This window comes from Imperialibacter sp. (assembly GCF_048007035.1).
GTDB lineage: Bacteria > Bacteroidota > Bacteroidia > Cytophagales > Cyclobacteriaceae > Imperialibacter.
Genome location: NZ_CP180355.1, coordinates 2,429,906 through 2,453,545, shown reverse-complemented (window position 1 = coordinate 2,453,545; position 23,640 = coordinate 2,429,906). Strand labels below are relative to the sequence as shown.

Sequence of the window (23,640 nt, the reverse complement as noted above, 5' to 3'; positions counted from 1 at the left end):
GGGCTCTGTGAAGGCGGTTTTTTCTGCTGAGTTTACGTTTGTCGCTGAAAACTTTTATATTAATTTTTTGAGATCAATCAACACCTAAAAAAAAGAGACATGAACCACACTGCTTTAGTATCCGCATTTATGGAAAGAACTGCAGCAAAAAACCCCGGAGAGAAGGAATTCCTGCAAGCTGTATTGGAATTTGCCGAGGTGATAGTTCCTTTTGTGGAGGAGCATCCTGTGTACAAAAAGGCCAAAATTTTGGAGAGGATGGTAGAGCCGGAGCGAGTGGTGATTTTCAGGGTGCCCTGGTTGGACGACAAAGGAGAGATTCAAGTGAACCGAGGGTTCAGGATACAAATGAATTCCGCTATTGGGCCATACAAAGGTGGTTTGAGGTTTCATCCCTCGGTCAACCTGAGCATTCTTAAATTTCTGGCATTTGAGCAGGTATTTAAAAATAGTCTTACAACCCTTCCGCTGGGTGGAGGTAAGGGTGGTTCCGACTTCGACCCCAAGGGAAAAAGCGACAATGAGGTGATGAAGTTTTGTCAAAGCTTTATGACGGAGCTTTGCAGGCATATAGGGCAGTTTACCGATGTGCCAGCCGGAGACATCGGTGTGGGTGCCAGGGAAATTGGGTTCCTTTTTGGTCAGTATAAGAAAGTGACCAACGAGTTTACGGGTGTGCTTACCGGCAAATCGTTGAACTATGGAGGCAGCCTGATCAGGCCCGAGGCAACAGGCTATGGCTGCGTTTATTTTAGTGACGAGGCACTGCGGCACCATGGTCATGAGATAGCAGGCAAAACGGCCGTGGTTTCTGGCTCAGGAAATGTAGCTCAGTTCACCACCGAGAAGCTTATTGAACTGGGGGCAAAAGTTGTGACGGTGTCAGACTCATCAGGCTTTGTTTACGATAAAGCTGGCATTGACGCAGAGAAACTTGATTTTATTAAGGACCTGAAAAATGTAAGAAGGGGCAGGATAAAAGAATATTCAGACAAGTTCAAGGCGGAGTTTCACGAGGGCAAAACACCATGGGGAATAAAGTGCGATATAGCATATCCTTGTGCCACTCAAAATGAGCTTGACGAAGATGACGCCAAAACACTGGTGAAGAACGGAGTGATTGGCGTTTTTGAAGGGGCCAATATGCCCACTACCCCCGAAGCCATGCACTTCCTCAGGCAAAAAGACGTGCTGTTTTCACCAGGTAAGGCATCTAATGCCGGTGGTGTGGGCACTTCCGGACTGGAGATGGCACAAAACTCCCAAAGGCTTTCGTGGACACGGGACGAAGTGGACTACAGGCTTAAAATTATTATGAAAAGTATTCACGAAAACTGTGTTGACCACGGTGCTGGCAGCAAGATTGTTGACTACGTTAAGGGTGCCAATATCGCAGGGTTCAGAAAGGTAGCGGACGCCATGCTTCAGCAGGGCGTTGTGTAGTGCAGCTAAGAACTAGAAAAAATAAAATAGATTGTGAGCCAGGCAAGCTAATAGTTGGCGTCAATGCAATATTGATCTATATTTGGGCTCTCATAAAAATTTCAGAACTATGGCAATGGTAGTTATTATTGGCGTTTTGTTTGTGTTGGCAATTATTTGCCCCATTATTTTGCCCAACAGCAAAGTGAGCAGCCACAACAAAGACCTGGAAGTATAACGAGTCCGCTCGTGCTTGTAATTACATCCCGGCTGTTTCCGGGATTTTTGATTTAGTCAATCCTGGGCTGAGTGAAAAGCTTCATTTCACTGAGTTCAAGACAGCAGAGCGATCCCATGTCTGTTCTTTCGCCTGAATACACACAACCATTGTCCAGTGGAATCACCGGAAATTTCCTCTCTATTCTTTTTTTGATAATTGCCAATTCTACAGGAAAGTGCCCATGAACGAGGCGCTTATCGCTGGCCTTGGCGGCGTCATAGTGAAAGGCCCTGGTATTGACCATGGCGCTTGTATCGTCAAATATACTTTTCCTCTCGAAGTTGAACCCGGCGTGCACAAAAAAAGCATCTTCAGTTTCGTAGTACAAAGGTAGCGACTTGAGAAAGTCAGTAAATATTTGTGTGCTGTCTGCGGAAAGACTTTGAAACTCCCCAGCTCGCTTCATGTTGGCATATTCCGACGAATCCAACCAATCATCATCCGCTCGGGTGAGAAAGGAGAGCAGGTATTGGTCGTGATTGCCAGCCAAGGGATAGACTTTAGGAAATTGCGCCTTTAAATCGATGATATAGTTGAGTGTGTCAACTGAAGAGGGCCCCTTGTTTACGTAGTCGCCCAACAAAAAAAGAGGCGATTGCCCCTTGTAGTCAATTTGATCCAATAAAGCCTTTAGCGTATTGAGGCAACCGTGTATATCACCAATGGCGTATACTTTCTGCTCATTTTCTACAGAAACAAATGAGCCAGATGTACTCACTTCTCTGAAAGCATCTCCTATTTGTGGTTCTCGTCAGCCTTAGCTTTCGTTTTTCTTGCGTTAACGAAGAGGAGTGCATTGACAAGGGCGATAAGTCCAATAGCGATGTAAACGAAAAGATCAACACCGGAAGTAACTGCAGGATTAAACATATTGCTTGTGTTTTTTTACGTTGCGAATATAATCAGTTTGGCCAGCCGAAAAAACAGCCATGCGATAAATAAACAGCTTTTCGTTAAAAAAGAGTGGCCAGTGTGCTCATTTCAGCGTTTCTGGATACGCTCCGCTTGCGCAAATCATCGTTTTGTTGAAAAAAATTACATGGGTAATGGCTATAGCAAGTAGGAGGAAAATGATTCTTACATCGGCCCTACATTTGTATTGTAAGTAACAGAGCAACCCGTGCAGAAATGAAGCCGGTTAGGCAAAGCCAGGAGGCTCGAAAAAGGAATTGGTTTTTCAACACAGCTAAGGAACAAGTAAGTAGGAATAGTTTATTGTTTTACAACCCAGCTAATGATAAAAGGCGGTCTCGAATGAGGCTGCCTTTTTTGCGTCAATGGGGCTCGATTATGCCTGACGTAACCGTGCCTTTTGCAACCAGGGGCCGGATGAGGAGTGTTGCCAGCGAAAAGGGTGACTTCATCGGCCAGGCAGACTATTAGCTCGATGCTTCCTCGTCAGCTCTGTTTCGATTACGGAAGAAGAGACTTGCACCGATAATGATTAAAACAATCGGCCAAATATCTCTGAAATTGAAACTCATAATGTCGGGAAGCAGAAAAACGGCTCCTATGCCGGCAAGTATAAAGCCAGATGAACGATTTCCGGTGAGGAAATTGAAGGCTCCAAGTCCAATGAGTAGCATTTGCCAGGTATGGAAATACCATGGTAAATCGATGATATCGAGGTTTCTCAGGAGAAAAAGCACACCGATGACGATGAGAAAGAGACCTAAGACCAAACGTCTTTGTGATTGTTCCATGATGTCTTATTTAAACCAACCGAATAGGAATGATAAGGTGAATGATGGACTGCTAAAATCTTTATTGTCGTAAATTGAATTGTTAATAGCGGACACCGTGCGATAACCTACACCGGCATTGACTTTGAACCAATGAGAGAAGTTCATTTCAGCGTCTAGCTGTGGCTCCCACACAAACACATTGTCTGATATGGGTGCGGCACTCGACAAAAAGGCATCTTCGGGTGTTAGCCGGAGAACGCCCCAGCCCAGCCTGTTGCTCACACCAAAGTGAATCAGCTTGTGGGGAAAGAACACATAGCCAGCGTAAAAACCACCGTGGGTAAAACTGGTTTCCCGCCTGATCCCCATAGCGTCCTTGTGAACGCTGTTCGACAGACTGAGTCCGTAACCACCGAGAAAGAGCGACCTGTTGAAGAGTACTGCCCCACCGCCGCCATTCATAATGGCAGCATTACCCTCGATGGATGAGAATTCCAGGATGATTCCTCCAAACCCGGAAATGTTGATTTTTTCGCCTCCGAACAACACTTTTGGCTCTTCGTCTCTCGCCCTGTTTTGGGCATGTAGATGGCACAGGCAAGCCACAGTAAAAACGCAGACCAGATAGAAAATCCGTTTCATTAGTTGAAGATAAAAAATAACCAATAGCTAAAAGTAGGCCCCTGAAAGATCAAAATGGATCCATCTCTCCTGACCTGTTGAACTAATACGATAAACAGGGCAATAAGGGTACTGAAATAAAAAAGGCTCCTTTTGGGAGCCCTTCAAACATAAGTATTTTTGCGGCTATTCTGCGGTGCCCCTGGTCTTCCCGATTTCTCTGTCGATAAGAATCTTGCCAACGCCTTCTTCACCGACAAGCTCAAATATTTCAAGACACCTTCTTGCAGTAGCCTCTTCTTCTACCTGTTCGTTGATAAACCAGTCGAGAAAAGAAGCAGTTGTGTAGTCCTTAGCTTTGTAGCACTTATCAACGATGTTGTTGATAGAATGAGTAATGGCAATTTCCTGCTCAAGCGCAATTTCGAAAACTGACTTGAAAGAGTCGAATTCCTGCACAATGTTGGTGATTTCCGGCACAATGGCGGTTCCGCCCACGCTCGAGATATAGTTGAATATTTTTTTCATGTGAGCACGCTCCTCGTCGGACTGGAGCTCAAAGAACCTGGCGCTATGCACGTAACCGTTGCGCTCGCACCAGGACGAGATGGCTAAATAGTTGAAGGAGCTGATGGCTTCTCTGCGCACTTGCTCGTTCAAAAGTTTCTCAATTTCTTCAGAAAGTGAGGTTTTCATTCTTACAATATCCTTCATAACAAAATCTGGTTTCAATAGGCTAAGATAACAGGAATCGAAGCCAAAAAGTGTAGCTGCTGGCTGATTTGTAATTAAACTAAATAAGTACGTTGTAAACCCGCTTATAAAGAATCGAGGTCAGCTCAAGCATGGTGGCCGCCCCGGCGAAGAGGTCTTTCAAACCGATCATTTCCTGCACCCTCATAACGAGCAATACATCTATTGACGGGATATACACAACCTCGGTGTCGCAAAGGGAGTGACTAAGTAGGAGGTTTTCAAGATTAACTGCCTCCATTTTTGATTTGAGCCGACTGAACTGAATGGCATTGAAAGGCTGCACCACACCCTGAAAAACAAGGTAGAACCGCTTGTTGGAAGTGCTTTGGTACAAAGCACCTACCCCATTTTTGAAAAGTTCCTGAGCGTCTTCTGGTAGCATAGACTATTAAAATCAACGCAAAATAACGCCTATTTAAAATCAGTCCAAATAAAAAGAACTGATTTTTGTCAGCTGGAAGATAGTTGGGCCAAAAAACACCGGGTTGCAGAACCAATACCTCATTTTCATGTTAAGCAGGGACATCAAAAGTAAGTACCTATGAAAGCGATTTGGAACGGCCAGGTAATAGCAGAAAGCAATGACACCATTGTTATTGAAAACAATCACTACTTTCCTGCCAACACCATCAAGAGCGAGTATTTTAAAGCGAGCAACACTCATACAGTCTGCCCGTGGAAGGGGACGGCTTCTTATTACACTTTGGAAGTGGCAGGAGAGCAAAACCAAGACGCTGCCTGGTATTACCCAAAGACGAGCGATTTAGCCAGAAACATAGAGGGTTATGTGGCTTTTTGGAAAGGTGTGAAGGTGGAGAAGTAACTAGAAGCCAATCGAGCCCAGCAACACATTGAAAACATAGGTGTCTTGATCTGGTATGTACACCATCCTGACACCAGTGGAAAAAACAGGCAGGTATCTCATGATATTGTAATCCAGGAAGAGGTCGAGGCCTACCGAGCTGAACGTGACGTCGGAAGAGGGTGTGGTTCCTATTCCATAATCATAGAATGCATTCGCCCGAACTCGCTGAACATAGAGCAATGGGCCCAGAGCGAGATCAGGATAAACTAGCGGTAGCGCATAGTTAGCGGAAAACGTGGTCAGATCCTTGAACGATGTGTAGCCATAGCCTCTGACGTACTGAACCTGGCTGCGAAACCTGTAGTTATTGATATCCTCTTTTTGGTAGGCGCCCCTCAATCTCACTGAGTGGTGTTTTAGCAAGCCTGGCAGATACAGGTACGCCTCTCCCGACCACAGCGTCGACAAGTAATCGCTTCCTTTAAATGGCGTGTCAAAATAGCTGAGGCTAACCGATTGCCCCCACTTGGAATAGATATCACGCTTGCTTTGTTTGAGAAGTCGGGAGTAGCTTAGGCTGTATTGCGCAGAATAAAGGGAGCCATTTCTCTGTTGGTCAATGTCCAGCACCGGATTGGCATAGTCTTCAACCAGAGTGGAGGAAAACACAGCTGCCACGGAAGCATCTTCCTGATACTTTGAGTGCGTGAGTTTAAAAGGAATGCGAAGGCCGCCGTTGAGTCCCTTTTCAGTCCAGGTGTACAGTCTGTTGTCGTTGTTGACATTTTCAAAAACGGACCTGGTGCCAGAAAGCACACCTGCATCAAGAATGACAGGCAAGCCCTGGTAGGAGAGATTGGCCGACCAGTACCCGGTACCTTCCGTGAGGTTAATGGTGTACCCGGCATCCATATACATGGTGCTCAGAATGTTTTGCGAATAAAGCCCCAACTCGATTTGCCTGTCGCTGAGAGTGTTTATCCAGCCCCAGCCATAAGGCCGGAAAAGGTGTTTGAACTGCTGATACTTTTTAACGTCAAAGGTTACCTCCGGCACGGTGTTAAGTATGTCAGCTTGGTTTTCCTGCGCCACCAAAGGCTCAAAATAATTGACCGGATTGACCACCATGTCCTGGAGTTTAGTCCAGCTCGCAGGCTCGAACGGAATCCGAACAATGTCCCAACCATCTTTGGTCATTTCGTTGTAGTAAACCCAACTTCCATCGCTTGTGACGCTGGGGTTGTAGGCCCCCAGCCTCGAGGAAGTAATCTGGAAACGCTCTTTAGAAGAAAGATTAAGTGCATATAAATTGTCGAGCCCGGATGCATCGGAGGCATAAAGCAACCAGTCATCCGTCAGCACAGGATGCCCCAGGTTTTCAGTGGATGAGTTGATCCACTCGGTTTCCTCCCCCGATTTAATATCAATACTAACGATGCTTTTCTTTGGAGCAGCGTGCTTTAGTGCCACTATCGACCGCCCATTGCTTGCAAACTGTGGCATGGAATAGAAGTGATTGCCCGGGTTTTCGAATCTGCCGAGGACATTACCGCTTTTTGCGTCGAGCAGCACAATGTTGAACTGATTGTCAATGCTTGATTCTATGGTAACCACGGTTGTGCCATCTGGCGAAATGCCCGCTCCTTTGTAGCGCTTGCGCTTGCCCAGGGTAGCTGCTTTTCCTGTTTTCAAATCAAAAACTTTGATTGAGGAATAGGTGGTTTTGTCCCAGCGGGGGTGAAAAAGAATCTCGTTCCAAACGACCTTGCTGCCGCCTGAGGACAGGTAACCATTGTCTTCCCAAACGCCAAGCGTGTGCAACACTCTCCAGCTCCCATTACTTTCCTGTTCTACGAGCTGAGAAATGTCGCCGATGCCATACCGGATGGCCAGCACACTCTGATCAGCCGATAACTGGGGATAGGCGTATTCTGTGTAGGCCTTTCGCCTCTTTTGGTTGACGGACTCAAAACTTGTCAGCTTCAGGTCGGCCGCCTGGTTTTCATATAGCCCTTCCATTTCCTCACTCATGAGGTTGTAGTTTCTGGTGAGGTTGAGTCCGGTTTCTTTTTTCAATGCCCTGGAGAATGTGAAGGGGAGAATTGGCCAACTAAAGGACCGTTCGGTTACCCTGTCCAGAATGTCATCACCGTAAGTCTTGCGAAGGAAGGTAGTCATCAGGTAACCGGTGAGGTAGTGGTTGGGTATCTGGTCTTTGTAGGATCGCAAATACTGCTTCTGATACTTAAATCCACCTCTGTCAAGCACGTTGGCACGGTGAAGTGCCTGGAAATAGGGAATGCGGCCCCTGCCCGAACCGGACATGGCTGTTTCGATTCCCACGGCGTCGCCCTCCCAAAGCCAAAGGGGTGTGGAGATAAATGCCAGTCCCGCCAGTACGTCCTCTCCAAAAAACCAATAGCCCAGCTTTGAGATTCCCGTGATAGACTTGTCGAATTGCACCACATGCCGGAATTCGTGGGTGGCCAGCGTGTTGAGCCAATCGTTGTTGCCGAGAAACTTATAGTCTTGAGGAGGAGAGGTATAAAATTCAGATCGTCTGGGCCCCAGTGTTACAAATCCGTTGGAGATAACTCCCTGGTTTTGCAACAGAATGGGGATAGGTCTTGGATTCTTGCCCAGCGACTTGGAGACAGGGCCATGCAGGTGCTCCAGGGTGTTGGCCATTCGCTGACCTTCTTTTTCAAAGCCTTCGGGAAAGAGCACATTGAAGTTATCGGTTATTATTTCATTCCATTTTAGTGTGGCGGGGTTGTTTTCCATCACCGGAACCTGTGCAAAAATGGAATGAAAAAAACACAGCAGAAGTAAGGTTAGAGCGGTTGGCTTTAGCATAGGCTGAAAACAACCTACCATTCGGTTAACCTTAATCATTCGAAGCATTTAAGTAAGACAGAAATGTCGTCGAAATTGTTGTAAACATTGGGTGAAATGCGGATAGAGGTGCCTCTGACGGAAACACTGACTTTGTGCTGTTGAAGGAGGGCCTGGGTTTTCTCAAAAGAGGTCTTTTCTTTGAACCTAACCCCAAAGAGGTGAGGAGAGCGATAGGCGTCATCTTCGATCAGATAGCCTTTGTTGCGCAAAATGGTAATAGCCTCCCGGGTGAGTTGAGTGCAATACCCGCTTATTTCAGGCACCTGCCATTTGATGATTTGTTTGAGAGCAGCCTTTAGCATGGGCACAAGAATAAAATTGCTGTGCTCGCCTACCTCATAGCGGAGTGCACCGGGTTGATAATTCTCCTGATAGTTGATGAGGTTAGCAAAATTCTCACTTTCAAATCGGTTGATCCAGTTTTCTTCCACCGGTGAGCCATTGTCAAAGTGTGGGCCGTAGTAGGCAACCCCGATGGAGTAAGGACCCATCAGCCATTTGTACCCGGCGCAAACCAGAGCATCGGGCTCAATTTCCTTGACACTGAAAGGGAAAGCTCCCACGGACTGCGTGCCATCAATGACCAGCAAAGCACCAACCTCCCTGGTGCGCTGCCTAATTTTCCTCAACTCAAAGATGGTACCATCGGCCCAATGACAATGGCTGATCGCCACAAGTTTGGTCTTACTGCTGATCGCTTCCAGTATGCCCTCATTCCATTTCTTCCCACGCCCTTCTGCCAGCTCGGGCGGAGCAATTATTTTGAGCTCGGCACCCTGGTTCCGGCAAGCGTTCATCCACGGATAAACATTGCTTGGAAACTGCTCTCCCGCAACAATGACTTCATCGCCTTTGCTCAGTTTCAGGTTCCTGGTAACGGTGGCCATGCCATAAGACACAGAAGGGATGACAACTATTCGATTGGCTTCGGGCGCATCAATTATCTCTGCAAACAGGTTCCTCAATTCGTCTGTATCCGAAAAAAAATCTTGTGGGGAGACCTGATAAGGAAACCGCTTTTTTTGCATACCCTCAATGCCTTTTTCTTCAACCTTGATCATCATAGGCGACATGTAGGCGCAGTTGAGGTAGGGCACACCTTCAGGCAGAAAAAATTTATCTCTTTGGCAATCGAGCATCGTTGTTCTAATTTTAGCTATCGGGTAAAAATAATCGTAATAGTCACAATACATGCAATGGTATAAGGTATTTTCCAGCGAACAGGCCATGCAAAACAGTCTGACGATGAACAAGCCGGTAAAACTGACTGCTGGCGGGAAAACGCTTTGCCTTGTGATGACGCCGAAAGGAGTTTTTGCTTTTCACGACGCTTGTCCACATATGAGGTTTCCGCTGCACCAGGGAAGGGTCAATCCCTTTGGTGAAATAGTTTGTGCATTACACAGCTATCGTTTCAACATGGAAACTGGCGAGGAGGCGGAGCAAAGAGGCAGCGACCTGGACTGTTGCCCGTTGGAGTGGAGGGAGGATGGGCTGTATGTGGGGGTGGCGTGATCCTTTCTGAAAAAGCGCCCTTATGAATCTCTATTACTCGTATAATTGTGAACGGTTGCCACTCACTTTTTAAACCATGACCAACGTACTGCTGCTGGAAGATGATTTTACGATGGCCAATGAGCTCAAACGGCTTTTTGCCAGTCATGGTATGACTTGCGACGTGGTATACGACGGTGTGGTTTTTTTTAAGCAACTGCAAGCCAGTAGCTACCAGTTGTACGTGCTCGATATTAATGTGCCCTCCATGAGTGGGATAGAGGTTTGCAAAAAAATAAGACAGACAGACAGTGCTACCCCCATCCTGATGTTAACCGCCTACAGTGCTGTGGAGGACAAAGTGGAAGCGCTTGAATATGGGGCGGACGATTACTTGGTAAAGCCATTTCAGATTGAGGAGCTGTTGGCCCGCATCAAGGCATTGCTGCGCAGAAGTGTGTCACCGCAAAAAACGCCCGACAGTTTGCTGAAGGTCGCCGATTTGGAAATTTCAGTTGATGAGATGAAGGTGTGGAGGGCAAAAAAGGAAATAGTGCTAACACCTAAAGAGTATCGACTTCTGGAGTTGCTGGCCAATGCCCGGGGTCGAGTTGTTTCAAAGCAAGCCATTGCTGAGCAGGTTTGGGACATCAACTTTGAAACAGGCACCAATACTATTGAGGTGTATATCAACTTTTTGAGGAACAAGGTTGACAAGGGCTTTGACTCGAAACTTATCCATACCAGACCGGGCTTTGGGTATTATCTGAAGGAGGAAGAGTAAAATGAACCTGAAGCAGCGATTTTCAATCATTTTTAGCTTGCTGTTTTCGGCACTTCTGGGGATTGTGCTTCTGATGATATTTTCGCTGTTTTCTCAATTCAGAAAAGAGGATTTTGAGGAGCGCCTTCAGGAAAAGGCCATCACCTCCATCAAGCTTCTTGTAGAAGTAAAAGAAGTAGATTATCAGCTCCTCAAAATCATCGACAGGAACACCATCCACAAGCTGTATAATGAGAAAATCTTGATCTTCAACGACAGTTTAGACCTGATTTATAGCAGTATCGATGATGCTGTCATTAGCTGGGACCTGGACGACTTAAAGTACCTGAGGGACAATAAGACTTTTTTTAAAAGGAGTAACGAGTATGATGTTTATGGCATGTACTACGACTCCAACGAGAAGGATTACTTTGCACTGGTTACTGCCGAAGACAAATACGGAAACAGAAAGCTCGACTACCTGAAGTATCTTTTGTTGGGGGCCTTTTTTGTGGGTGCAACCACCGTTTGGATCTTGTCATTTTACCTCAGTAAGAAAAGCCTGCTCCCCCTGGACATCGTGCGGGAGAAGATTCAGCAGATTACCGACAATAACCTTAATATCAGGCTTCCGGCCTCCGGCAAAAAAGATGAAATCGACATGCTTTCGGGTTCGTTCAATCAGATGCTTGACCGGATAGAGGGCTCTTATAAAAGGCAGAGAGAATTTGCTTCCAATGCGTCACATGAGCTTCGAACCCCAATTACCCGGATAGTTACACAGCTTGAAAACGTGGCGCATGAGAAGAGCCTTTCGCCGGAAGCAAGGCAGACCTTGCGAAGCATTTCTGGAGACACTTACCAGCTATCCGACGTTGTCACTTCTCTCCTCATTTTATCAAGAATAGACGAAAAGAAAGGGCTGGGCTCCTTTCAGAAGGTGAGGCTTGACGAGTCGGTGTTCGCTTGTTCACAAAAACTTTCCAGGATTTACCCCGACTTCAAACTTCACTTTGAAATAGAGAACAATACCAGCCAGGAGATAAGTCTGGAAATAGAGGGGGACGAAATTCTGTTGGGCATCGCCATTACCAACCTTTTGAAAAATGCCTACCTGTACTCTGACAATCAGCAGGTGCTTTGCACATTGCGCACCAATACCGATACAATCGAACTAGTGCTTGTTAACAGTGGGGAAACACCCTCTGAGAGTGAGCTTACCCGGCTTTTTCAGGCGTTCAAGCGAGGATCCAATACCGCCAATAAGCCGGGAAGCGGGCTTGGCCTGGGCATCGTGCAACGAATTTTTCAATACCACGGGGCATCCATCACCTATAGGATTCCCGAGGCTCGTAAAAACGAAGTGGTGGCCACTTTTAAAATTTAAGGTTTATTTAAGGCAGTCTTTAAGCTTCCTATAAGCTCGCCTCCGTCTATTTGCTACCAGTTTATTTAAGACGGTAAGCAAAGGATGCGTTATTATATCACAGGCTTTTTGTTTTTGGTCACAGTTTTTAGGGCATTGGGGCAGGGAGGCTATACACTTGCCGAGGCTGAGTCGAAGTTTTTGAACGACAACCTCCTTCTGCTCGCTGAACAATACAATGTGGAGGCAGCGGGAGCACGGGCGATCCAGGCAAAGCTTTGGGACAACCCTTACTTTTCCGCAGAGTTGAATGCTTTGAACCCGCAGGACAATAAGGTGTTGGATGTTGGCAAGGCCGGACAGAAGGGTTTTGCTATTGAGCAACTTATTCACCTCGGGGGGCAGAAAAAGAATGAGGTGAACCTGGCGAGGTCCAATGTGAAGCTGGCTGAGCTTCAGTTCAATGATCTTCTTCGGAACTTGAAGTACCAATTGCGATTTAGCTACTTCTCCATTTATTACGACATGGTGTCGGTGGCGGCACTCGACAACCAAATAAGCAATGTCGACTCGCTTCTGGCGGCGTACGAAGTGCAGGTGAACAAAGGAAACATTGCCCTCAAAGACATGGTGCGGCTCCGGTCGCTTTATCTCGGACTTAAGAATGACCGCACCATGCTGGCTTACGATATCATAGAACAGCAATCGATACTCAGGTTGCTTTTGGATTCCGGGACAGATGTTATTCCCAATCCCACAACTGCCGAGCTACAGATATATGAGCAGCGCCCGGTTCTAGAGGTGAACGTGCTGGCGGAGGCTGCCTCGGCTAACAGACCAGACTTCTTGTACGCATCCCAGCACGTAGAGTCGAATCAATGGAACGTGAAGTGGCAGAAGTCCTTGGCTGTTCCTGACCTTACTCTCGGAGCGTCTTACGATCAACGGGGAGGCGCCTTCCAAAATCAGGTAAATCTTACGCTGGGCCTTCCTCTGCCACTTTGGAACCGAAATCAGGGGCATATCAAACTAGCCGAGGCAGAGTTAGCGCAATCGCAAAAGCTATATGAGTTGCAGTCGTCAAAATTGCAAAACGAGATCATTACAGCTTTGCAAAAGTACGAAGAAGCCTCAGCCAATTATCAGTACATCAGCTCCCCCAACTCCGACTTCAACAATTTCGACAGAGTGTATGCCGGGGTGCTGGCTAACTTCCAGAAAAGGAATATTTCGCTGATAGAGTTTACCGATTTTATGGAAAGCTATCAGCAAAGTATTATCCAGTCCAACAACATTAGAAAAGACTACGCAGGTGCCTGCGAGCGAATTAATTACACGACTTCTACGCCAGTTTTCTGAATAAATAAACAATGAGAAAGCTATTACCAATTGTTCTCCTGACAGTATTGGCGACCCTTTTGGGATGCCGTCAACAGGATGCGGACACAAGTGAAAAAGAACAAACATTTGTGCTCAGCGATGCCATGCTTAAGTCCACAACTACGGCCAAAGCCGCTCTGGAGCCGCTTCGGAATGAGCTGAGGTTCTATGGTAAGATTACCACCGACAACAATAAGTTGATTGAAGTATTTCCGGTGGTGGGAGGTAACGTGGTAAAAGTGTATGTGGAGCTTGGTGACTATGTGAACAAGGGTCAATTGCTCGCCACTATCAGAAGTACCGAGGTGGCTGGCTTCGAGAAAGAACTACAGGATGCAAAGAACGATGTATTGGTGGCGCTGAATAATGTGAAAGTAGCGCAGGAGCTCTATGAGGGAAAGCTTGTGGCCGAAAGAGACGTGATTGAAGCCAAAAGCCAGCAAGAAAAGGCGCAATCGCAGCTCAACCGAATTGAGGAGACCTACCGGATTTACAATATGAAGTCGGGTTCAATCTATGAGGTAGTGTCGCCTATTAGTGGTTTTGTGATTGAGAAAAACATCAATCAGGACATGCAGCTGCGAAGCGACCGGACGGACAACATTTTTGACATTGCCCAGATAGATGATGTGTGGGCCATTGCCAACGTGAACGAAAGCGACATCAATGAGGTGAAGCTTGGGGTAGACGCTTTTGTAACGACGCTCAGCTACAAGGACAAAGTATTTCATGGCAAGGTGGACAAGATATTCAACATCATTGACCCTGCCACAAAAGCAATGAAAGTTCGGATCAAACTGGCCAATAATGATTATATGCTGAAACCGGAAATGAGAGCCTCGATTCGTATCAGCTATGCTGAAGACGTGCAAATGCTGGCTGTTCCTTCCAACGCCGTAATCTTTGACAAGAGCAAAAACTTTGTGGTCGTTTTCAACGATCGTTTTGACCTGGAAGTGAGGCAAGTCGAGACTTTCAGGCAGCTGGGTGACATCACCTATATCGCCGCCGGATTGAAAGAAGGAGACAGGGTAGTTACCCACAATCAGTTACTCATTTACGACGCCCTAACCGACTAAAGTTCATGAATAAGTTCATTAGAAGCATTATCGCCTTTTCGCTCAAGAACCGGGCCTTCACCTTCTTTTGGGTCGGTATACTCGTGATTGCTGGCTTTATCAGTTTCAAAAATATGCCCATCGAGGCATTTCCAGACGTTACCAATACCCAAATCATCATCGTAACCGAGTGGAACGGACGAAGTGCAGAAGAAATTGAGCGATTCGTTACTACGCCGATAGAAATAGCCATGAACTCTGTTCAGAAGAAGACCAGCGTTCGCAGCATTACCATGTTTGGTCTTTCCGTCATAAAAATCATATTTGATGATGATGTGGAAGATTTTTTTGCCCGCCAACAGGTCAATAATCAGCTCAGAAACGTGTCGCTGCCCGAAAGCGTGGAGCCTGATGTGCAACCACCCTACGGCCCGACTGGCGAGGTTTTCCGGTATACGTTGAAAAGTAAAAACAGAGACACCAGGGAGTTGCTTACTATTCAAAACTGGGTGATCGACAGACAACTGCGCTCTATCCCGGGCGTTGCCGACCTTGTTGCATTTGGTGGTCAGGAGAAAGTTTATGAGATAAGTATTGACCCCAACAGGTTGGCACAATTCGACGTCACACCCCTTGAGGTGTATGAAGCCGTGGCAAAGAGTAACCTCAACGTTGGCGGCGATGTGATAGAAAAGAATGGTCAGGCCTATGTTGTCAGGGGTATTGGGTTGCTGCAAAGCCCGGAGGACATTGAGAACATTATCATTGATGACGCAAACGGTAACCCGGTGCTTGTGAAGAACCTGGCTGAGGTAATAGAAAGCTCAATGCCACGGGTGGGCCAGGTAGGTTTGAATGACAACGACGATGTAGTTGAAGGCATTGTTGTGATGAGGAAGGGTGAGAATCCTAAGGAGGTATTGGAGAGGGTGAAAGCGAAAATTGAAGAACTCAATACCCGGGTGCTGCCGTCAGATGTGAGAATGGAAACCTTCTACGACAGGGACAACCTGATGACCTACACCACCAATACCGTTATGCACAATCTTTTTGAAGGGATTGTCTTTGTAACTGTTATTGTATTCCTTTTCATGGCCGATTGGCGCACCACGCTGATCGTTTCGATCATCATTCCTCTTTCGCTGCTCTTCGCTTTCCTCTGTCTTCGGATGAAGGGCATGAGTGCTAACCTGCTTTCGCTAGGAGCTGTCGACTTTGGGATTATTATTGACGGCGCTGTGGTGATGGTGGAAGGACTCTTCGTATCGCTCGACCACATGGCCCGGCACAAAGGAATGGCCAACTTTAACAAGCTGGCGAAGGCTGGAATGATTAAGAAAACCGGAGCAGAACTTGGCAAGGCCATATTTTTTTCCAAGCTGATTATCATTACCGCCCTGCTGCCAATTTTTGCCTTTCAGAAGGTGGAAGGTAAGATGTTTTCCCCCCTCGCCTACACACTGGGTTTTGCCCTGATTGGCGCTTTGATCTTCACGCTTACATTGGTGCCTGTTCTCTCACACCTGCTGCTTAACAAGAATGTAAAGGAGACCTACAATCCGTTTGTAAACATCTGGAATCGAATGGTTGAGAAGGGGTTTTTGTGGACATTCAGGAACAAGAAAATATCATTGATTACTGCACTTATTTTGCTGGCGGTTACGCTCTTTTCATCAAAGTTTTTGGGTACCGAGTTTTTACCGCAGTTGAATGAGGGGGCGCTTTGGGTGGAGGCCAAGCTGCCGATGAGCTCCAGCCTGAACGAAACTGTGAAGACTGTAGCCACACTTAGAAAAGAGCTTCAGAGTTTTGAGGAGGTAAATGGTGTCCTTTCCCAAACGGGAAGAAGCAACGACGGTACTGACCCAAGTGGGTTTTACTATGTGCAGATGCAAGTGAACCTGAAGCCAAAGGAGGAGTGGAAGCGAAAGATCTCATTGGACGAATTGGTAGAGGAAATGGATGAAAAGCTCAGGAACTATCAGGGCATCGTTTACAACTACTCTCAGCCAATTATTGACAACGTTGCCGAGTCGGTGGCGGGCATCAACGCATCCAATGCGATAAAAATTTACGGCGATGACCTCGACGACCTTGATGAAATAGCTGGCCGGGTTATTGAACAAATAAAGGACGTGCCTGGCATTAAGGACGTGGGCATATTGAGGAACCTTGGGCAACCGGAAATCAGTGTAGTTCTTGACAGGGAGAGGATGGCAGCCTATGGAGTGACCATCGCCGATGCACAAGCGGTACTGGAAATGGCTTTTGGTGGCAAAACAGTGACTCAGAAATACGAGGGAGAAAAGAAATTTGATGTGCGCATCAGGTATGATAAGGATTACAGGAAAGACGAGAGAGACATTGCTAACCTGAAGGTGCCCACCATTCACGGGGCCAAAATCGCACTGAAGGAAATTTGCTCCATAGAAACCATTTCAGGCCCAGCCTTTATTTACCGGGACAATACCAAACGCTTTATTGGCGTGAAGTTTTCGGTGCGTGAAAGAGACCTGGGGAGTACGATTGAGGAGGCGCAGAAAAAGGTATCAGACAATATCAATTTGCCGGTTGGATATAGCGTAGGGTGGACTGGCGAGTTCGAAAACCAGGTGAGAGCGACGAAAAGGCTGGGAGAGGTAGTGCCCATTAGCATCATCGGTATTTTTGTGCTTTTGTTTATCATGTTTGGCAATGTAAAGGATTCCCTCCTTGTGCTAGCCAATGTGCCTTTTGCGCTTATCGGAGGTATTTTGGCCCTTCACATGACGGGCATCAATTTCGGAATTTCTGCCGGTGTCGGCTTTATTGCCCTATTTGGCATTTGTATCCAAAATGGGGTAATTCTTATCTCCGAATTTCACAAAAACATTAAGACAAAACTGTCACTCAATGAGTCGATCATTGAGGGTGTAAAAGTCAGAACGAGGCCAGTGGTGATGACCGCTCTGATGGCGTCAATAGGCTTGATCCCGGCTGCAACGTCAACTGGAATCGGCTCCGAATCGCAAAAACCACTGGCTGTGGTGATTATTGGCGGCCTGATTACAGCGACCGTTCTAACACTGCTCGTATTCCCAATTATTTTCTGGGTATTCAACAAAACCAAACACGAACAGATCAGGTAGTGACGAAATTATTTGGCGAACGACTTACCGAACGGCAGGTCTTCCAGGTCAACATTGCCACCGGTGAGTATAATGCCTATTTTTTGCCCCTTGAATTCCTCTTTTCTTTTCAACAAAGCGGCAAAGGGTACGGCGCATGAAGGTTCGATGATGATTTTCATACGCTCCCAGATGATGCGCATGGCGTCTACAATTTCAGTTTCAGTTACGGTGACGATTTCTTTGACGTGATTTCTGATGATCTCAAAGGTCAGCGGGCTCAGGCTTGTTCGCAGGCCATCGGCAATTGTCACGGGCGGCCTAGCAGGCATCAGCTTGCCTTTCTTCACCGACTGATAGGCATCGTCTGCTAACTCAGGTTCGGCCCCAATAACCGCAGTTTTAGGCGAGAGGTAATGGCAAGCGAGGGCAGTGCCGCTTAGCAAGCCGCCACCACCTACAGGGGCCATTACGACATTCAAATCCACTACCTCTTCCATCAGCTCTTTGGCAGCGGTAGCCTGGCCGGCGATGATAGCCGGGTCGTCGTAGGGAGGGATGAATGTCGCTCCCGTTTCGGCTGTTACTTTCTTTAGTGTGTCCTCTCTTGACTTCAGAGTGGGCTCGCAAAAAATGACTTCGGCACCGTAGCCGATAGCAGCGTTTTTCTTTACTTCCGCCGAATTGCTTGGCATCACAATGTAGGCCTTTACACCAGCCATTTTAGATGCGAGGGCAACGGCCTGTGCGTGATTGCCCGACGAGTGTGTGGCGAACCCCTTTGTCCGGTTTTCAGGCACGATGGAGAAGATGGCATTTACGGCTCCCCTCATTTTGAAAGCCCCGACCTTCTGGAAGTTTTCGCATTTAAAAAAAACCCTGGCCCCAACCATTTCATCAATGCTATGCGAGGTGAGTACAGGAGTTTGCAGAATGTGACGAGCGATTCGGGTATGGGCCCGTTTGATATCGCTCATAGAGGGAATGGTCAATTCCATTTTTTATGGTATTTCTAGGTTGTTAGTTCTTTGCAAAAGGTGATCGATATCCAGCATTCAACTATCCGGTTACGGACGACCTTGCTAGGTTTTAATGTGCCTCCAGCCAGTTATTGCCTACACCGGTGCCGACCTCCAAAGGTACTTCAAGGGAAATGGCATTTTCCATAAAATGCACCACTTTTTGTTTGACTACATCCAGCTCACTTTCATGTACATCGAAAACCAATTCATCATGCACTTGCATGATCATTTTAGTCTTCATTTTTTCTTTGATAAGCCAGTCATATATGCGTATCATGGCGATTTTTATAATATCGGCGGCACTCCCTTGGATAGGCGCATTGATGGCGTTTCGCTCGGCGAAACCACGGATGGTAATGTTTCGGGAATTGATATCTCTCAGGTAGCGACGTCTCCCCAGTATGGTTGTTACGTATTCCTGTTCACGTGCCACGTTCACAATATGATCCATGTAGCGTTTTACTGCTGGAAACTCAGTGAAATATGCATCAATAATCTCTTTTGACTCAGTACGGGAAATACTTAGGTTTTCCGCAAGACCAAAAGCCGAAATTCCGTAGATGATACCAAAGTTAGCCGACTTGGCAATGCGCCTCATGTCGGAGTCCACTTCTTCCAGTGGCTTTTTGAAGATTTTGGCAGCTGTGGTTGAGTGAATATCCCGGCCGTTTTTAAAGGCCTCAATCATACTTTCATCTTTGGCAAAAGCGGCAATAATCCGCAGCTCGATCTGCGAATAATCCGCAGAAAATATTTTGTAGCCTGCTTCCCGTGGTATGAAGGCCTTTCTGATTTCTCGTCCCTTTTCGGTTCTTATCGGGATGTTCTGCAGGTTTGGATTGTTTGAGCTCAGTCGCCCTGTGGCCGCCACTGCCTGACGGTAGTCGGTATGCACTCTTCCGTCTATTTTGCTGATCATCAGCGGCAAGGCATCTACATAGGTCGACTTCAGCTTTTGATACTCCCGGAATTCCAGAATCTTGTTGGCGATGGGGTGTTCGTTGGCCAGTTTTGAAAGGATGTCTTCACCGGTTGCGTATTGCCCGGTCTTTGTCTTTTTAGGGCTCTCGATCAACTTGAGTTTGTCAAAAAGTATCTCACCCAGCTGCTTGGGAGAAGCGATGTTGAATGTTTCGCCAGCAATTTCATAGATTTCTTTTTCTACAATTTTGCTCGCCTTCTCCAACTCTCCCGACATTTGACTCAGCGCATCCGTATCAATTTTGACACCTTCGTACTCCATGTATGACAGTACTTTTACCAACGGACCTTCTACTTCGTCCAGCAGTTTTTTCATGCCGTATTTTTCTACCTCAGGCTCAAGTTTTTCCTTTAATTGTAAGGTGATGTCGGCATCTTCAGCGGCATATTCCGTGATGGCTGCCAAATCGGCATCCCTCATGGTGCCCTGCTTCACGCCTTTTTTACCAATGAGGGTTTCGATAGAAATAGGGCTGTAGTTCAGATAGTTTTCGGCAAGCACGTCCATGTTGTGACGGGTGTCGGGATCGACGAGGTAGTGAGCCAGCATGGTGTCGAACAGCGGCCCTGCCACTTCAACGCCATATTTTTTCAGCACCGTCATATCGTATTTGATGTTCTGCCCAATCTTGGTAATGCTTTCGCTTTCAAATACCTCTCTGAACTCTTCGGCTATTTTTTTAGCGTCCTCATACTTTTTCGGCACGGGTATATAGTAGGCTTCGCCGACTACATAGGCAAAAGAGATGCCCACTAGCTCCGCCTCAAATGAGTCAATATTGGTGGTTTCGGTGTCGAAGCAGACCTCTTTTTGCAATAGCAGATATTTGAGGAGACTTTTCCTTAACTCCGGCGTGTCGATCAGGTGGTAGTCGTGCACTTCCGTGAAAGCCGTTTTCTTTTCGGCAGGCTCCTCGTCTTCGAAACTCTCGTTGCTGATTACCGGAGCCGGAGCACCAAAAAGATCCATTTGCGACCCGGTTTCCTGCTTTTTTGGCTCACCGAAAATACGTTTGGCAAGGGTTCGGAATTCCAACTCATTGAATATTCCTTTCAGCTTTTCCTCATCCGGCCCTTTAAAACGCAACAGCTCCTCATCAAACTCGATAGGTACTTCACAGTGTATGGTAGCCAATTCTTTGCTCAAAACACCTTGTTGAGCAAACTGGATTACATTTTCCTGAAGCTTGCCTTTAAGTTTATCAGTATTGGCGATGAGGTTTTCAACCGTGCCAAATTCTTTTAAAAGCTTGGAGGCAGTTTTGGCGCCCACACCTGGTATGCCGGGTATATTGTCAACGGAGTCGCCCTGTAAGCCGAGCAAATCACGCACCTGATCCACATGGTCGATATCGAATTTGGCCAGCACTTCAGGAATGCCCAGAATTTCCACTGAATTGCCCAGGAAAGCGGGCTTGTATAAGTAAACATGTTCCTGCACAAGTTGGGCGTAGTCTTTGTCGGGCGTCATCATGAAGACTTCAAATCCCATATGCCCGGCTTTTTTGGCAAAGGTGCCCACAATGTCATCGGCCTCGAAGCCATCCAGCTCCAAAACAGGAATCCGATAGGCCTCGGCCATTCGCTTTACCCATGGAATGGCTATAGAGATATCTTCCGGCTGAGCTTCCCTATGCGCCTTGTAGGGCTCATACTGCACATGCCTGAAGGTTGGGGCAGCAGTATCGAAGCAGATGGCAATATGAGTGGGCTTTTCCTTGGTTAAGATTTCAAGCAGCGAATTAGTGAAGCCAAGAATGGCTCCTGTGCTCATGCCTTTTGAGTTTATTCTTGGGTTTTTGCTAAAGGCAAAATGGGCCCTGTAGATAAGGGCCATTGCGTCAAGCAGGAAAAGTTTTTTCTCGGGTTTGCTCATAATGGTAAAGGTAGAAAAAATGGAGTTTCCATTCGAAAAAGTATGCAGCTTAGCTCCGCCTAAAATTTTTTTTTTAGACAGCACCAACCTTTTATTTCCAATTGTGTCATTGATGGTGTTATGAGAAAACGAAGATATTTTTTGATTTTATTGGGACTGGTTGTAGGGATGGTTTGCTTTTTAACCTCGTTTGAGTCTAAACCGTCAGCTGGACGTAATGCTTCTGTTGTTAGCTATTACCTCCGCTGAGACTGATCCTCGTTTTTTGATCACCATCAATCTTTGTGGTTCGCCTTTGTGGCGAACTGCAAAGAACTGGAGGTGCATGTGATTCCTACCGCAAATGTTAAAAATTGCTAAAAAGGTACGAGTGGCATCGCTTTTGATTGTTATAAGGTTGTACTAAACAATTAGAAGCTATGAAGAAATTGAAGAATTTAGCGGTGCTTGGATTGTTGATCTTAGTAGTACCGGCTTATAGCCAAACGGCTGATGACAATGAGAAACTTTCTAAAGCAGATAGAAAAGAACTTAAACAGTTAGAGAGGGACCAGGAAATGACTGAGCTCAAAGAAGTAGTGAATGAGCGGTCGTTCCTTATAGACGCCGATTTCCTCCTTGACAGACAAAGCCGACAGTATATGGCCACGGCCAATAATTTTGTTTCCATTGAGGGAGACAGAGTTATTATGCAAACGGCTTCTCCGTACGGCATAGGCTATAACGGCATTGGTGGCGTCACTTTTGTTGGTCGAATACTAGACTATAAGGTCAACGAGAGTAAAAATGGCAACAACTTATTCGTCACCATTCAAACGAGCTCCGTTGGCTATGGTAACGGCACCATATTTATATCTATTCGGGGCAAGGAAAACGCCGTGGCCCGATTTTATGGGCCCTGGGGAAGAAGCCTGGCATTTTCGGGAGATGTGGAGCGCCATGGCGAGTCGTTTAAATACAAAGGAATGAGTGTTCCAATGTAGCACTTGCAAAAACACATGACGAAAGGCCCGTTGCTTAGCAGCGGGCCTTTTTATTTTATTGAAATTTAGGAGTATCTTAGATGCTGAATGAGGTCGAAACTGCATCAGTAGTTTTTTGAGAATTTCGGTTATCATTGGTGAGCTTTAGCAATATTATTTCTAACCTGAGTGATTATGAGAAAACTTATTACCACTGTCCAACTGGCACTTTCCCTGGCGATTATTATATCTATCGTTAGCTGTGGCGACAAAGATGAGGAACCTTCAGCGTCCCTGGCGTTCGATGGAAGTTATAACGGAATTTTTTCTATGCAAGGTGTTCAAATTGGCACATGGACTATGCTGGTTCACAAGGGACAGGCCAGTGGGTCTTTTGATTATATCACCGGAAGTACAGCTTACACAGGCACTGTCTATGAAGGGGGCAAGCTTGAGGTAAACATCACCTACGACGACGGATCTACCACAGAGACGGTCATCACCATTAAAGAAGATGGGGTAGTATCGGGAACATGGGCAAACTCTGACGTGGAGTTTGGAGAGCTTTCCGGAGCTATAGAGGTGACTAGCTTTGACGGCAGCTACAACGGGATTGCTTTTTCTGACGATATGTATTCCGCTTCCTGGTCGCTGACAATCAGCAAGGGAAAGGCAACGGGCGCTTACAGTGGAGGAGACGGCAATGGCCTGATCTCGGGTTATGTTGATGGCGACGGAAAATTATCAATTGGCTCTGCCTTTGCCACAGGAACGGTGCTGACAGCCCAGGGTAGTATTGCAGATGGCGATGTAACTGTAGTCTGGTTCGACACCACACAAGAGTCGGGTACAGCTGTTGGTGCTCTTGCTACAGGAGCTTTTGACAATGATTACGAAGGAACGGCATTAGGTGGCGGTGTCGTAATTGGTACCTGGACTTTGAATATTGCGAGCGGCAAGGCGATGGGCGTTTATAATGGCAGCGATGATTCATCGGCGATTAATGGCTTTGCGAACGAGGATGGCGACATTTATCTGGGTATCAACCAGGGTGACGGAGATGTGGTGACTGTCACGGGCACCATCGAAGGTGGGGATATCGCTGGCTCATGGACCGACTCTGACGGACGAAGTGGAACATTCGTAGGTGGCATTTAATACACG

The 23,640-nt window shown here is 46.6% G+C and carries 21 protein-coding genes; 11 read left to right on the top strand and 10 right to left on the bottom strand.

Annotation, left to right across the window (positions count from 1 at the left end):
* The first annotated feature begins 99 nt into the window (after positions 1 to 99).
* Positions 100 to 1,443, top strand: coding sequence for an NADP-specific glutamate dehydrogenase (gene gdhA, locus ACMVP2_RS10540; protein WP_416867675.1), 1,344 nt, complete (start codon positions 100 to 102; stop codon positions 1,441 to 1,443).
* A gap of 269 nt (positions 1,444 to 1,712) precedes the next feature.
* Here the strand turns inward: gdhA and ACMVP2_RS10535 are convergent, their stop codons facing one another.
* Both ACMVP2_RS10535 and ACMVP2_RS10530 read right to left on the bottom strand, forming a co-directional pair.
* The gene (locus ACMVP2_RS10535) at positions 1,713 to 2,420 is read right to left on the bottom strand and encodes a metallophosphoesterase family protein (RefSeq protein ID WP_416867674.1); all 708 of its coding nucleotides are present in this window, start codon (positions 2,418 to 2,420) and stop codon (positions 1,713 to 1,715) included.
* 17 nt (positions 2,421 to 2,437) lie between these two features.
* Positions 2,438 to 2,572 carry a hypothetical protein gene (locus ACMVP2_RS10530; RefSeq protein WP_416867673.1) on the bottom strand — a complete coding sequence of 45 codons (135 nt, stop codon included), beginning with the start codon at positions 2,570 to 2,572 and terminating at the stop codon, positions 2,438 to 2,440.
* 384 nt (positions 2,573 to 2,956) lie between these two features.
* On the opposite strand from ACMVP2_RS10530, the gene ACMVP2_RS10525 reads away from it, so the two are divergent.
* Positions 2,957 to 3,085 (top strand): hypothetical protein, encoded by a 129-nt coding sequence (locus tag ACMVP2_RS10525; protein ID WP_416867672.1) that lies wholly within the window; start codon positions 2,957 to 2,959, stop codon positions 3,083 to 3,085.
* On the opposite strand, the gene ACMVP2_RS10520 is transcribed toward ACMVP2_RS10525, so the two are convergent.
* The 4 genes from ACMVP2_RS10520 to ACMVP2_RS10505 all read right to left on the bottom strand — a co-directional run bounded on the left by ACMVP2_RS10520 (position 3,082) and on the right by ACMVP2_RS10505 (position 5,146).
* The gene (locus ACMVP2_RS10520) at positions 3,082 to 3,405 is read right to left on the bottom strand and encodes a LiaF transmembrane domain-containing protein (protein WP_416867671.1); all 324 of its coding nucleotides are present in this window, start codon (positions 3,403 to 3,405) and stop codon (positions 3,082 to 3,084) included. The genes ACMVP2_RS10525 and ACMVP2_RS10520 overlap by 4 nt on opposite strands.
* Before the next feature lie 6 nt (positions 3,406 to 3,411).
* A complete protein-coding gene (locus tag ACMVP2_RS10515; RefSeq protein WP_416867670.1) occupies positions 3,412 to 4,029 on the bottom strand; it encodes a hypothetical protein in 618 nt (205 codons plus the stop codon).
* 165 nt (positions 4,030 to 4,194) lie between these two features.
* Entirely contained in the window at positions 4,195 to 4,722 is a 528-nt protein-coding gene (locus ACMVP2_RS10510; protein ID WP_152001489.1) for a ferritin, read from the bottom strand.
* Between the two features lie 79 nt (positions 4,723 to 4,801).
* Positions 4,802 to 5,146: a hypothetical protein gene (locus ACMVP2_RS10505; protein ID WP_416867669.1), complete on the bottom strand. Its 345-nt coding sequence runs from the start codon at positions 5,144 to 5,146 to the stop codon at positions 4,802 to 4,804.
* A 159-nt stretch (positions 5,147 to 5,305) separates the two neighbouring features.
* Here ACMVP2_RS10505 and ACMVP2_RS10500 point away from each other — a divergent pair, with 159 nt between their 5' ends.
* On the top strand, positions 5,306 to 5,587 hold the full coding sequence (locus ACMVP2_RS10500) for a DUF427 domain-containing protein (RefSeq protein WP_416867668.1): 282 nt from the start codon (positions 5,306 to 5,308) through the stop codon (positions 5,585 to 5,587).
* On the opposite strand, the gene ACMVP2_RS10495 is transcribed toward ACMVP2_RS10500, so the two are convergent.
* Complete coding sequence (locus ACMVP2_RS10495) at positions 5,588 to 8,353, bottom strand: DUF5050 domain-containing protein (RefSeq protein WP_416867667.1); 2,766 nt, start codon at positions 8,351 to 8,353, stop codon at positions 5,588 to 5,590.
* Positions 8,354 to 8,460: 107 nt separating this feature from the next.
* A complete protein-coding gene (locus ACMVP2_RS10490) occupies positions 8,461 to 9,606 on the bottom strand; it encodes an aminotransferase class V-fold PLP-dependent enzyme (RefSeq protein ID WP_416867666.1) in 1,146 nt (381 codons plus the stop codon).
* A 52-nt stretch (positions 9,607 to 9,658) separates the two neighbouring features.
* Between ACMVP2_RS10490 and ACMVP2_RS10485 the strand changes: the two genes are divergently transcribed.
* The 6 genes from ACMVP2_RS10485 (at position 9,659) to ACMVP2_RS10460 (ending at position 17,656) form a co-directional block, all read left to right on the top strand.
* The gene (locus ACMVP2_RS10485; RefSeq protein WP_317488864.1) at positions 9,659 to 9,982 is read left to right on the top strand and encodes a Rieske (2Fe-2S) protein; all 324 of its coding nucleotides are present in this window, start codon (positions 9,659 to 9,661) and stop codon (positions 9,980 to 9,982) included.
* Positions 9,983 to 10,058: 76 nt separating this feature from the next.
* Positions 10,059 to 10,745, top strand: a complete 687-nt coding sequence (locus ACMVP2_RS10480; RefSeq protein ID WP_350072416.1) for a response regulator transcription factor — start codon at positions 10,059 to 10,061, stop codon at positions 10,743 to 10,745.
* 1 nt (position 10,746) lies between these two features.
* Positions 10,747 to 12,111 carry an ATP-binding protein gene (locus ACMVP2_RS10475; RefSeq protein ID WP_416867665.1) on the top strand — a complete coding sequence of 455 codons (1,365 nt, stop codon included), beginning with the start codon at positions 10,747 to 10,749 and terminating at the stop codon, positions 12,109 to 12,111.
* Positions 12,112 to 12,195: 84 nt separating this feature from the next.
* The gene (locus ACMVP2_RS10470) at positions 12,196 to 13,449 is read left to right on the top strand and encodes a TolC family protein (protein WP_416867664.1); all 1,254 of its coding nucleotides are present in this window, start codon (positions 12,196 to 12,198) and stop codon (positions 13,447 to 13,449) included.
* A gap of 11 nt (positions 13,450 to 13,460) precedes the next feature.
* Positions 13,461 to 14,549, top strand: a complete 1,089-nt coding sequence (locus tag ACMVP2_RS10465) for an efflux RND transporter periplasmic adaptor subunit (RefSeq protein ID WP_416867663.1) — start codon at positions 13,461 to 13,463, stop codon at positions 14,547 to 14,549.
* Between the two features lie 5 nt (positions 14,550 to 14,554).
* The gene (locus tag ACMVP2_RS10460) at positions 14,555 to 17,656 is read left to right on the top strand and encodes an efflux RND transporter permease subunit (RefSeq protein ID WP_416867662.1); all 3,102 of its coding nucleotides are present in this window, start codon (positions 14,555 to 14,557) and stop codon (positions 17,654 to 17,656) included.
* 8 nt (positions 17,657 to 17,664) lie between these two features.
* On the opposite strand, the gene ACMVP2_RS10455 is transcribed toward ACMVP2_RS10460, so the two are convergent.
* Positions 17,665 to 18,633, bottom strand: coding sequence for a threonine ammonia-lyase (locus ACMVP2_RS10455; protein WP_339791056.1), 969 nt, complete (start codon positions 18,631 to 18,633; stop codon positions 17,665 to 17,667).
* A 91-nt stretch (positions 18,634 to 18,724) separates the two neighbouring features.
* The gene (gene polA, locus ACMVP2_RS10450) at positions 18,725 to 21,514 is read right to left on the bottom strand and encodes a DNA polymerase I (RefSeq protein ID WP_416867661.1); all 2,790 of its coding nucleotides are present in this window, start codon (positions 21,512 to 21,514) and stop codon (positions 18,725 to 18,727) included.
* A 419-nt stretch (positions 21,515 to 21,933) separates the two neighbouring features.
* Here polA and ACMVP2_RS10445 point away from each other — a divergent pair, with 419 nt between their 5' ends.
* On the top strand, positions 21,934 to 22,497 hold the full coding sequence (locus ACMVP2_RS10445) for a DUF4251 domain-containing protein (protein ID WP_416867660.1): 564 nt from the start codon (positions 21,934 to 21,936) through the stop codon (positions 22,495 to 22,497).
* Between the two features lie 174 nt (positions 22,498 to 22,671).
* A complete protein-coding gene (locus ACMVP2_RS10440) occupies positions 22,672 to 23,634 on the top strand; it encodes a hypothetical protein (protein ID WP_416867659.1) in 963 nt (320 codons plus the stop codon).
* Positions 23,635 to 23,640 lie beyond the last annotated feature (6 nt).

Bases quoted from the DNA above. Each gene is read 5' to 3' on its own strand.
- ACMVP2_RS10515 (WP_416867670.1), bottom strand. From the start codon at position 4,029: ATGAAACGGATTTTCTATCTGGTCTGCGTTTTTACTGTGGCTTGCCTG.
- ACMVP2_RS10485 (WP_317488864.1), top strand. From the start codon at position 9,659: ATGCAATGGTATAAGGTATTTTCCAGCGAACAGGCCATGCAAAACAGT.
- polA (WP_416867661.1), bottom strand. From the start codon at position 21,514: ATGAGCAAACCCGAGAAAAAACTTTTCCTGCTTGACGCAATGGCCCTT.
- ACMVP2_RS10530 (WP_416867673.1), bottom strand. From the start codon at position 2,572: ATGTTTAATCCTGCAGTTACTTCCGGTGTTGATCTTTTCGTTTACATC.
- ACMVP2_RS10520 (WP_416867671.1), bottom strand. From the start codon at position 3,405: ATGGAACAATCACAAAGACGTTTGGTCTTAGGTCTCTTTCTCATCGTC.
- ACMVP2_RS10445 (WP_416867660.1), top strand. From the start codon at position 21,934: ATGAAGAAATTGAAGAATTTAGCGGTGCTTGGATTGTTGATCTTAGTA.
- ACMVP2_RS10460 (WP_416867662.1), top strand. From the start codon at position 14,555: ATGAATAAGTTCATTAGAAGCATTATCGCCTTTTCGCTCAAGAACCGG.
- ACMVP2_RS10465 (WP_416867663.1), top strand. From the start codon at position 13,461: ATGAGAAAGCTATTACCAATTGTTCTCCTGACAGTATTGGCGACCCTT.
- ACMVP2_RS10440 (WP_416867659.1), top strand. From the start codon at position 22,672: ATGAGAAAACTTATTACCACTGTCCAACTGGCACTTTCCCTGGCGATT.
- ACMVP2_RS10475 (WP_416867665.1), top strand. From the start codon at position 10,747: ATGAACCTGAAGCAGCGATTTTCAATCATTTTTAGCTTGCTGTTTTCG.
- ACMVP2_RS10505 (WP_416867669.1), bottom strand. From the start codon at position 5,146: ATGCTACCAGAAGACGCTCAGGAACTTTTCAAAAATGGGGTAGGTGCT.
- ACMVP2_RS10470 (WP_416867664.1), top strand. From the start codon at position 12,196: ATGCGTTATTATATCACAGGCTTTTTGTTTTTGGTCACAGTTTTTAGG.
- ACMVP2_RS10510 (WP_152001489.1), bottom strand. From the start codon at position 4,722: ATGAAGGATATTGTAAGAATGAAAACCTCACTTTCTGAAGAAATTGAG.
- ACMVP2_RS10480 (WP_350072416.1), top strand. From the start codon at position 10,059: ATGACCAACGTACTGCTGCTGGAAGATGATTTTACGATGGCCAATGAG.
- ACMVP2_RS10495 (WP_416867667.1), bottom strand. From the start codon at position 8,353: ATGGAAAACAACCCCGCCACACTAAAATGGAATGAAATAATAACCGAT.
- ACMVP2_RS10500 (WP_416867668.1), top strand. From the start codon at position 5,306: ATGAAAGCGATTTGGAACGGCCAGGTAATAGCAGAAAGCAATGACACC.
- ACMVP2_RS10525 (WP_416867672.1), top strand. From the start codon at position 2,957: ATGAGGCTGCCTTTTTTGCGTCAATGGGGCTCGATTATGCCTGACGTA.
- ACMVP2_RS10455 (WP_339791056.1), bottom strand. From the start codon at position 18,633: ATGGAATTGACCATTCCCTCTATGAGCGATATCAAACGGGCCCATACC.
- gdhA (WP_416867675.1), top strand. From the start codon at position 100: ATGAACCACACTGCTTTAGTATCCGCATTTATGGAAAGAACTGCAGCA.
- ACMVP2_RS10490 (WP_416867666.1), bottom strand. From the start codon at position 9,606: ATGCTCGATTGCCAAAGAGATAAATTTTTTCTGCCTGAAGGTGTGCCC.